General features: G+C 32.4%; 8 protein-coding genes. All 8 read right to left on the reverse strand.

The genetic code is table 11. The features are described from left to right. Nucleotides 1-21: 21 nt before the first annotated feature. The gene (locus ABEB23_RS07690) at nucleotides 22-2049 is read right to left on the reverse strand and encodes a LysM peptidoglycan-binding domain-containing protein (RefSeq protein ID WP_348811950.1); all 2028 of its coding nucleotides are present in this window, start codon (nucleotides 2047-2049) and stop codon (nucleotides 22-24) included. A gap of 270 nt (nucleotides 2050-2319) precedes the next feature. Beyond that, nucleotides 2320-3507, reverse strand: coding sequence for a phosphoglycerate kinase (locus tag ABEB23_RS07695; RefSeq protein WP_348811951.1), 1188 nt, complete (start codon nucleotides 3505-3507; stop codon nucleotides 2320-2322). A gap of 260 nt (nucleotides 3508-3767) precedes the next feature. Continuing rightward, on the reverse strand, nucleotides 3768-4271 hold the full coding sequence (locus ABEB23_RS07700; RefSeq protein WP_348811952.1) for a hypothetical protein: 504 nt from the start codon (nucleotides 4269-4271) through the stop codon (nucleotides 3768-3770). A gap of 11 nt (nucleotides 4272-4282) precedes the next feature. Next, the gene (locus ABEB23_RS07705; protein ID WP_348811953.1) at nucleotides 4283-4981 is read right to left on the reverse strand and encodes a pirin family protein; all 699 of its coding nucleotides are present in this window, start codon (nucleotides 4979-4981) and stop codon (nucleotides 4283-4285) included. A 19-nt stretch (nucleotides 4982-5000) separates the two neighbouring features. Continuing rightward, nucleotides 5001-5753 (reverse strand): dioxygenase family protein, encoded by a 753-nt coding sequence (locus tag ABEB23_RS07710; protein ID WP_348811954.1) that lies wholly within the window; start codon nucleotides 5751-5753, stop codon nucleotides 5001-5003. 145 nt (nucleotides 5754-5898) lie between these two features. After that, the gene (locus ABEB23_RS07715; protein ID WP_348811955.1) at nucleotides 5899-6591 is read right to left on the reverse strand and encodes a LytR/AlgR family response regulator transcription factor; all 693 of its coding nucleotides are present in this window, start codon (nucleotides 6589-6591) and stop codon (nucleotides 5899-5901) included. Further along, entirely contained in the window at nucleotides 6588-7457 is an 870-nt protein-coding gene (locus ABEB23_RS07720) for a sensor histidine kinase (RefSeq protein ID WP_348811956.1), read from the reverse strand. Before ABEB23_RS07720 ends, ABEB23_RS07715 begins: the two co-directional genes overlap by 4 nt. A 495-nt stretch (nucleotides 7458-7952) precedes the next feature. Then, entirely contained in the window at nucleotides 7953-8915 is a 963-nt protein-coding gene (locus ABEB23_RS07725; protein ID WP_348811957.1) for a PorP/SprF family type IX secretion system membrane protein, read from the reverse strand. Nucleotides 8916-8925: the final 10 nt, after the last annotated feature.

The following is an 8925-nucleotide window of genomic DNA, read 5'->3' on the forward strand; positions in this document are numbered from 1 at the left end:
AATTTATATAAGATTATTGTATTATCCGTTTATTTTCAGCTTCATTCCAGGTTTAAGTTCTTCGCCGCTAATATCATTCCATTTTTGCAGGTCCGAAATGGTTACTCCAGGGTATTTTTTAGAAATACTATATAAAGAATCCCCTTTTTTAACATAATATTCAGCCCCTACCTTTTTTGAATTATCTTTCTTCATAAAAGTAGCTGCGGTCGGATTATTAGTGGTAATTGCCACTTCATTTTTGGCTACAACTAAAGTAATTCCTAAAGCGATATTATTATCTTTTAAGTTATTCCATTGTTTTAAATCCACTAAAGAAGTTCCGAATTTCTTAGCGATATTTCCAAGATTATCTCCTTTTTGAACTACATATTCTATGTTTTTCAATTCTGGAGCTACGGCCAATTCTTCTTTTTTATCCATTTCTTTATTGGCAACACGCAATGAAGATCCTTGTTGAATAGTACCATTTGAAAGATTGTTCCATTCTTGAATTTCGGCAACAGTAACATTATATTTCTTAGCAATAACATTTAAATTATCACCTTTTTGAACTGTATAATAATTTGCTGTGTTTGAAATTACTGAATCATCCACAATTGTTTTTTTCTCTTTTTCTTCAGAGGCAGCTAACCTTTGATTTTCTTTTATAACTTCAGAAGGAACCACATTTGGTGCTTTCTTAACCGTTTTCATCACACTTTCATTAGTGATGATTTTTAAACTTTTGCCACTGGCAACAGCATTGCTTCTGAGACTATTCCATTTTTTTAAATCCGATACGCTAACATCATATTTATCGGCAATAGAACTAAGATTATCCCCGCTTCTTACTTTATAGTATTTTGTTTTGTTAAGTGAAACTCTTTGGGTGGTATAATTTATAGTGTCTTTTGCTACAGTTGCCTTTGCCAATTGAAACGGTTTCTCACGTTGGTTTAATTCATGTTGAATGTACGCATAAATACGATCTTCATTAGATGTAAAAACGGCAATCTTATCTTGCGGCAATCGTAAATAATGATCTTGATCTTTATAAGACGGAATCACATTCAATTTATAAGAAGGATTCAGAATCTGCAATTGTGCGACAGGAATATCCAGTAATTCGGAAATTTGTTTGAATGTCATTTGTTTCTTAACCATGACAGTATCTGTTGCGAAATGTTTTACCAATGCTCTTTCCGGTTGTATTCCGTGTTCCTTGTGGTATTCATAAATGTACATGGTTGCCAGGAAAGCCGGAACATAACCCTGAGTTTCTTTTGGAAGATTTTTTCTGATATTCCAATAATTCTGTTGTCCGCCAGAACGTCTGATTGCTTTAGAAACATTCCCTGGTCCTGAGTTATATGAAGCCAAAACTAAATCCCAGTCACCAAAAATAGCATACATATTAGTCATGTATTGTGCGGCTGCTTCACTGGCTCGTAATGGATCACTTCGTTCGTCAACATAGGAATCAATTTTTAAACCATATTGTTTACCTGTTTGATACATAAACTGCCATAAACCAGTTGCTCCCACTCTGGAAACGGCTTTTGGATTTAATGCCGATTCTACAACAGCTAAATATTTTATTTCTAATGGTACATTCTGCTTGGCTAATGCATCCTCAAATAATGGAAAGTAATATTCTGAAACTGCCATTAATCGTTCAAAGGATTTCTTTCTGTTTTTTAGAAATGATTTGATGATATTTTCTAACCCTTGATTGTATTCGATGTTGAAAGGGGATTTAGCATCCATTTCCTGTAGTCTGGATTTCAACAATTCGGTAGGCAACTCATAATCAACTTTCTCGTCAATATTGATGTTTTTTATATCATTCTCTAAATCATTATACAAATCCAAACTTGTCAATTCCTTCATCCATAAACTATCCACACAGGAAGCCATGTCATCATTCACAAAAGTTTTCTTGATGGAATCTAAATAAGATAATTTGGGTTCTACTTTGGGCTCCCATTTATTTTCGGCAACATCTTGCGAAAACACAGAAACAGACAGGAGTAAAAAAAGCGATAAAGTGGTATTTTTTATATTCATAGTTTTATTATCAACAGACTAAAATTCAAACGGTTATAAATCGTTTTTGCAAACATAATAGGTTAAAACTAAAAAAATCATTAAATATTGTTAAAAATTCAATATTTGGGTCATTTTGAAGTTTTTTCTAACAAAAAACCATCAAAAAACAAAAACCTTAGGGATAAATAGTTCATCTCTAAGGTTTTTTATGTTGTAAGACTACTGTAAAATTTGAGCTTGAATTAAGTCAAATTATCAAACTTTATCAATAATCGATTTTAGAATGTATTAGTCTAAAATTGCAGCTATACCAGGCAATACTTTACCTTCAAGCATTTCTAACATAGCACCTCCACCTGTCGAAACATAACTCATTTTATCTTCAAAGCCAAATTGTTTTACAGCGGCAACAGAATCACCTCCACCTACAAGTGAAAACGCTCCATTAGCTGTAGATTCAGCGATATAATCTCCAAGAGCAATAGTTCCTTTAGCAAAAGTTTCCATTTCAAAAACTCCTAATGGTCCGTTCCAAAGAATAGTTTTGGATTCTAAAATTACTTTTTTAAAGTTTTCCAATGATTTTGGACCTGCATCAAGACCTTGCCATCCATCAGGAATTTCTCTTACATCAACCACTTTTGTATTTGCTGTATTTGAAAAATCATCTGCCGCAACTACATCCACAGGAATATGAATTTGAACTCCTTTTTCTTTAGCCAATCTCAAAATTTCCAATGCTAATTCCTGTTTGTCGTCTTCGCAAATAGAATTACCAATTTTTCCACCTTGTGCTTTGATAAAAGTAAAAGTCATTCCACCACCAATAATCATATGGTCTACTTTATCCAAAATATTTTCAATAACAGTAATTTTTGAAGATACTTTTGAACCACCAAGAACTGCTGTTACCGGTTTCTCGCTATTTTTCAATACTTTGTTCAAACTTTCAATTTCTTTCGCCAATAAAGTTCCAAAACATTTATCATTTGGAAAAAATTGTGCAATAATAGTTGTAGAAGCATGTGCTCTGTGAGCTGTTCCAAAAGCATCATTTACATAAATATCTCCAAGTGAAGCCAATTCTTTTGCAAAAGCAACATCACCCGCTTCTTCTTCAGCATGAAAACGTAAATTTTCTAATAATAAAACCTCCCCTGGCTTTAAAGCAGCAGCAGCAGTTTTAGCCGCTTCACCAATACAATTTGAAGCAAAATGAACTGGTACTCCAAGAATTTCTGAAGCTGTTTTTAGAATATGTTTCAATGAATATTTTTCTTCAGCACCTTTTGGTCTTCCTAAGTGAGACATTAAAATCACACTACCACCATCTGCAATAATTTTATCAATTGTTGGCTTTGCTGCTTCTATACGAGTAGCATCCGTTACATTAAAATTTTCATCCAAAGGCACGTTAAAATCAACGCGGATTATTGCTTTTTTATTTTTAAAATCAAAGTCATTTACAGTCTTCATTATATCTATTTTTAGTTTATTTTGAAAGAATAACAAATATAGAACTTTTAAATTATTAATAAATCCGATAAACTCACAAAAATTAAGCTTTTATCAACGAAATCGATGTAATTTTACATAAAATATACTTTTTTAAAAGATTAAAATAAAATTCACCCGTAGATTTGGCAACATTCACAAAAACAAAAAGCCTTTTCCATCATTACAGATAAAAAGGCTAAAACAAATAAATACGTTTACGTTTTTCTTTTAAAATAAATTTATTCTTTTTCTACATAGCAAATCGACAAATGAGGTTGAACCGGAAACATAATTGTTTCTAATCCATTAGAGTCCTCCGTGTTTTTAGAAATAACATAATTATTTGCTATAATTCCCAGATAAGTAACTAAGGGAGAATAAAATGTAATTCCAATTTTGTGCTTTGATTCGTCTGTACTATCTGTATTAATGATATCCAACTGGTAATTTATAAAAGGAAAAAAATTACTTCCCAGCACATCGGTTACTCTATGAAAACAACCTTCTAGCTGGGCAATATATGAGTTTGCCGCCAGTCCGACCAGATAATGCAATTGCGTTGCTTTTTTATTTTCCGCCAATAATTCTCTAAAAGTGTTTTTGGGATTCGCCTTAGAATTAAATTGCTGACTTTGCATCAAATATTCTTTAAATGTGTCTTCAAAAACATATTTATCCCAAATAGCGGTTGATACATTATCAATTGTTATACGATAAGCCAATCTAATTTTCGATATATTCATAAAACCGTTTATCAATTTTCATTCAACGAAATTTCGAATACTAATAAAACAGCATTCTCAGACAAAGCTTCCCACTCAATGGTATTACTCTTCTTAATACTCAAACCATCCCTGGATTCTAACAATCTGTTTTCCACCTCAAAAACACCATGAATTACAAAAACAAAAACTCCATTTAAATGATTTCTTAATGTATAAAACCCTTCTTCCCTTCCATCATAAATTCCAATAAAACCCAATGCCTTGGAAATTTCGAATAACGGAATTAATCCATTTCTTCTGCTAAAATTAAAGTTAGTTTGTTGAGAAACAGTACCGACGTTTTGTTCATTATTATCAAACCATATTTGCAAATAACTTACGTTTTCATTTTTATAGGGATTAAAAAGTTTAAAGGACATTTCCTTTTCAGCAGATATAAGCCTGAAATTTTCCACTCCTATAAACTCTTCATTCCCCAGACTGTCCTTATATTCAATTCCACCAAACAAGGGCAGAATAATGCTATCCGTATTTTCTTTGAGAATAGTCGTCACCTCATTTTGGGGAGCAAGCGTTTCATCATTCAAAACCTGCAATGATCCAAATGGTTTACGGGACCAGTCCTGATACAGATCAAAATTAAACGTAGAAAAGCACTCATAATTTCCTGACCCCAATACACCTCTTACATCAGACTTATAGATCTGTGCCGGAATTTGATTCTTCATATTATACAACTCTAAAAAACTATCCCACCACATTTATACTATGATCCAAAACAAAACCTTCTGCAATACTTCCTGAAACGGATGCAAGTTCATTGGCAGTAGAATCTGAAAAAACATTATCCGAAGCATTGTAGGTGTATCCAGTCAATCCCTTGGTATATCCATTAGCAGTTGATGCATTCACTAAAGCAACTGCACTATCAGAACCTTCGGGAAATGCAATTTGGGTTACTAATAATGATGTTCCGTTTGCACTGTAAATATGTACATGAATGTGTGTGGCCCTGCCACTATACCATCCAGGAAAAATTGAACTAAAGGTCACCAGCCCGTTAGCATCTGTAACTTGTCTTCCCCTTAAGAAATGGACAGAAGTATAATTTACAGATTGCATAGACGTTCCTCCATACTCAGAATAATAACCATCTTTATCACAATGCCATATATCAACAATTGCACCTTCTAATACTGCACAACTTGCATTCGTGTTTTTTATAGTTATGTTTATTGTAAAGGCAACCCCTGTCCTATCACTGACAATATTTGCAGTTACTAATGACGATGGCGTCTTAGTGGGGAATGGTCCAGCGGTCTCAGAAGGTGTAACCGAACAATTACCAGATGTGGTCGTGCCAACAGCTGTGTTGGAATTCGTTCCTGTTGTAGTAGTTGCCGCAGTGTCGGCATCTGTGCTGCAAGAACTGATTACCGGAATAGTTAAAGAACCTAATCCAACTAAACCTAATCCTCTTAAAAAATCTTTTCTTTTCATAAAATATAAAATTTTGAACGCTTAACTTTTTAAAAGTATTTAATGATGAATTAGCGTTAAAATTTTTGAGGTAATAGAATGAATTAATGCGGTCATTCAATAAAAAAGAAACAAATTTTGTAATTTTTTAACAATAAAAACAAAGTCACTCCCCTTTGTTAAGCATGGTAAAAAAGGCAGTTTCGTAACTTGCACTAACGGGAATTTCTTCTTGATTAATGTAAATTATTTTATTTCTGACTTTTTCAATTTTTGAAATCGGAACAATAAACGATCGATGAACCCGAACAAATTCGGTTACAGGTAATTTTTGAAGCAAAGCTTTCAATGTCATTCTGGCAACAATTGTTTTTTGATTCTGAATGTGGATTTTTAAGTAATCATCAAGTCCTTCGATAAATAAAATATCCGAAAATAAAATTTTAATAAGACTATAATCTGCCCGAATAAAAAGGTACTGTTGTTCGGGAATTTGGTTTTGCAATTTCCATTGTAAAAATGCTTTTTCGATTGCTTGCTGGAATCTCGCAAACGAAAAAGGTTTCAAGAGATAATCAGTAGCACTTAATGTAAACCCTTCGACAGCATATTCAGAATAGGCAGTAGTAAAAATCACCATTGTCTTATGAGGTAGTTTTTTATAGAAATCCAATCCGGAAATAGAGGGCATGTTAATATCTAAAAACAACAAATCAACAGGGTATTTCTTCAAATACTTAAAAGCTTCTTCAGATCTTGTAAACGTTTTTTGCAAAGTGACATATTCGATACCATCGCAAAAATTCTGCAAAACCTCAAGTGCCAGTGGTTCGTCATCAAGTGCAATCGCTTTCATCATCCTACTTTAATCGTTAGCGTTATAGAATACATATCTTGAGTATCCTCAATATTCAGACTATACTTGTTAGGATACAAAAGTGATAATCTGTCAATAGTATTTTGCAGTCCAATTCCAGTATCAGATTGAACTGAAAGAGTCTTTTTATTTGAAACAAATAACGTTAAATAATCCCCCACAATATCTATATAAACACATATTTCAGAAACCTGGTCGGGATTCACACCATGTTTAAATGCATTTTCAATAAAAGAAATTAAAATTAGCGGTGTAATTGCTTTACCGAAACCATTTCCTTTTACTCTATAATCAATACTCACAGTATGCGCCAAACGTGTCTTCTGAAGCAAAATATAATTATTGATGTAATTCAATTCCTTGTTTAAATCAATTACATCGTCATTTGCATTAGTAATAATATAGCGCATTAGCTCCGATAATTGCACTACCGAATCAGCTGTCCTGTTATCCTTTTTTAGTGCTAATGCATAAATACTGTTTAAAGTGTTAAACAAAAAATGAGGATTAATTTGAGCTTTCAAAAAAGCAAGCTCGGACTTCATTTTTTCCTGTTCAACATTTTGCAACCTCCCTGATATTGCAAACAACAAACTCGAAATAACACCTAATAAATATACTAATGTTGTATGTCCATATTGTGTTGGAGGACCACCCATTGCTTCAAAAGACATTACTTTTGGTGGACGAGGTGGTAACCCTCTAGCAAATTCTCTTCCTTTTTCCAAGAAAGGTCTTTGTCCAAAATCTAAAAAATTACGAGCCGGATGATCCAGAACGGTTGAAATCCACAGAAAAAACAAAAGAAATAAAACAATAATTATAAAATACAATAACTGCTTATTCATAAAATAATAGTTCGGTATTAAATAATAGTAGTTAAAATAAAAAAAGCAAAGCAGCGAAAAATAAATAAAAAAATAAATTCTGTCGTGACCACTGTTGTATAAATCCGGTAATACAAAAATATTCTGAGAAGAAGTAAAAGCGTACGGCAAAAATAAAAAGGTCAGGCATAAACAAAAATGCATGATATAGAAGAAAATATTTTTTTTCATAACTTAAACTTAATCCGTCCCAAATTTACTGTTCTTATTCCCTTCAATAAAATTATTGAGGTAAGAACCCTAATTCTTGCGATTATTTACAAAATATAAAAAAACTGAATCAATCCCCAAATCTTCAAAACACATTAAAATTTAAAAGTCAAACACTTTTAATTCAATCGATCTTATGAATCTTCTAAAATTTTATTATCGAAGCCATTCAAATATAAAAAATCAATTAAATAAAAAAACCCGACACTTATAAAAAATGTCGGGTTTATGTTGTAAATAAAAAAATTAATCGTGTACCGGACTCTGTGTACAAGGACAATTACTGATTCCTTGAAGGAAATCCAATCCAATAGTAATCATATGCGTCCCCGAATTAAAAGCCGCCAATTCGTTAAATGTTAATTGATATGAATACCCAAAATAGAAATTTGATTTCTTAAACCCAGCCATCGGTCCTAAATTTAAAGGCTTAAAAAATTGATCATTCAGAAAACGATAAGATATCCCTGCCCAATAGTAATCATCATATCTGTTAAACTTTCGATATTTAATATTCAAATCGGTACTGGAACGACCATCACTTTGATATAATTGATAATAAACTGAAGGTTCAAACTCGGATCTATTACCCGCTTTAATAACATAACCGGAATAAATCTGATAATTTCTAAGCAAATTAGGCTCTATCTTATAACCGGAAAATTTATCAATATCCTTATTTAAAAGATTAGACGCATTAAAACTGAAATAAAATTTATCCTTACGGTACAATAATCCTACATCAAAGTTATTGTTGGAGGTATATCTGTCATCTGTAATACCATAATCTGGATCTGTTGGGCTTAAATTTTCAATGTCAAGTCTAAAATTATTAAGATTGAAAGACATACCAAAAGACAGGTATTGCTTGGAATAATAGTCTAATATCAAATGATGTGCAAAAGAGAATTTGGCTCCTGTTTGTCTGGTATTACCATTCTTATCATTATATACAGAAATACCTACTCCTGAACGATCCGCGATTCTAAAATCAGCATATACCGACTGGTTATCTGGGGCATCTTTAATTCCAACCCATTGTGTTAAACCATTAGCCCTGATTTTAAGGTTATCTCCAATACCTGCATAAGTAGGTGAAATCACAAAGGGATTATCCGCCAGGTGTTGCGTGAAAACCGGCAGATTTAATTCTTGGCTATAACTCGAAGTTACAGCCAAGAGAAAAAAGGATATTATTATTTTTTTCATTTGAAATCTT

The sequence above is a fragment of the Flavobacterium maritimum genome, from assembly GCF_040049085.1.
In the GTDB taxonomy this organism is placed as follows: domain Bacteria; phylum Bacteroidota; class Bacteroidia; order Flavobacteriales; family Flavobacteriaceae; genus Flavobacterium; species Flavobacterium maritimum.

What these genes read in the sequence shown, in the direction of transcription:
- ABEB23_RS07690 (WP_348811950.1), bottom strand. Translation starts at nt 2,049, where the DNA reads ATGAATATAAAAAATACCACTTTATCGCTTTTTTTACTCCTGTCTGTT.
- ABEB23_RS07695 (WP_348811951.1), bottom strand. Translation starts at nt 3,507, where the DNA reads ATGAAGACTGTAAATGACTTTGATTTTAAAAATAAAAAAGCAATAATC.
- ABEB23_RS07700 (WP_348811952.1), bottom strand. Translation starts at nt 4,271, where the DNA reads ATGAATATATCGAAAATTAGATTGGCTTATCGTATAACAATTGATAAT.
- ABEB23_RS07705 (WP_348811953.1), bottom strand. Translation starts at nt 4,981, where the DNA reads ATGAAGAATCAAATTCCGGCACAGATCTATAAGTCTGATGTAAGAGGT.
- ABEB23_RS07710 (WP_348811954.1), bottom strand. Translation starts at nt 5,753, where the DNA reads ATGAAAAGAAAAGATTTTTTAAGAGGATTAGGTTTAGTTGGATTAGGT.
- ABEB23_RS07715 (WP_348811955.1), bottom strand. Translation starts at nt 6,591, where the DNA reads ATGATGAAAGCGATTGCACTTGATGACGAACCACTGGCACTTGAGGTT.
- ABEB23_RS07720 (WP_348811956.1), bottom strand. Translation starts at nt 7,457, where the DNA reads ATGAATAAGCAGTTATTGTATTTTATAATTATTGTTTTATTTCTTTTG.
- ABEB23_RS07725 (WP_348811957.1), bottom strand. Translation starts at nt 8,915, where the DNA reads ATGAAAAAAATAATAATATCCTTTTTTCTCTTGGCTGTAACTTCGAGT.